Source organism: Wolbachia endosymbiont of Drosophila bocki (assembly GCF_028982005.1).
Classification (GTDB): domain Bacteria; phylum Pseudomonadota; class Alphaproteobacteria; order Rickettsiales; family Anaplasmataceae; genus Wolbachia; species Wolbachia pipientis.
Genome location: NZ_JAPQLG010000081.1, coordinates 1 through 838, shown reverse-complemented (window position 1 = coordinate 838; position 838 = coordinate 1). Strand labels below are relative to the sequence as shown.

Annotated in this window: 1 protein-coding gene; it reads left to right on the top strand. The window is 32.7% G+C overall.

Translation table 11 applies throughout. The features are described from left to right. Positions 1 to 121 precede the first annotated feature (121 nt). Complete coding sequence (locus tag OZD61_RS01640; protein WP_274979609.1) at positions 122 to 775, top strand: hypothetical protein; 654 nt, start codon at positions 122 to 124, stop codon at positions 773 to 775. Positions 776 to 838: the final 63 nt, after the last annotated feature.

Below are 838 nucleotides of genomic sequence, written 5' to 3'. Positions count from 1 at the left end.
CACCAGCTTGCAAATGATTGTCCTTTCCTTCATTTCTCCCCTATTACGAAGATTTTAAACAGGTTCTAAGCTTCGTGGGAATGAGAATTGCGATAAATTTTTATCTGATAAAAATAAAGAGTTGAAAAAAAGTTTTTCTGAATTTGAAAAGAAACACTTTTGCCATAACGTGCTTAATGAAACTATAAAGTCTCTATCAAATCAAGATGATGGCAAATTTGAAAGCAGTAAGCTGCTTGAATTATTAGAAAGTAATTTGAAACAATCCGCAAGGGAGATCATAGAAGCTAAGGTTAAAGAAGTTGTCAACGAACGTTGTAACATTGGAAAAAATATGGGTAAAGAACTACGAGATGACACGTTAAAGGCCAAGTTGTCACCTTCTGTTAGAAAATGCGTAAAAAAATTAGAATTTAACAAACAAGAAGGGGTAAATAAGATTGTAGACTCTATCTTGCACAGCTTTAATAGCAAGAATAATAATAATAACGACTCAGGAGAATTGCTTAAAGAAATTGTTACAGGAAAATTAACAGAGGCTAAAATGAAATGTTTTTCAAATAAGATTCAAGAGTTACAACTGGCATTAAGCATAAGAGATAAATTTTTATCTCCAGATCAGGGAATGTGTAATCAAACTCAAGGAGGAGTAAACGAATATCAATTAACAGAAAAAGCTAAAAAAGGACATATACCTAATTCCTCTATGAGTTCCCCTAATATTGCAAGCATACATTCATTGAACAGTCAGAAAGCAGTTAGAATAGGCTCTTAGAACCTGTTTAAAATCTTCGTAATAGGAGAGAAATGAAGGAAAGGACAATCATTTGCAAGCTGG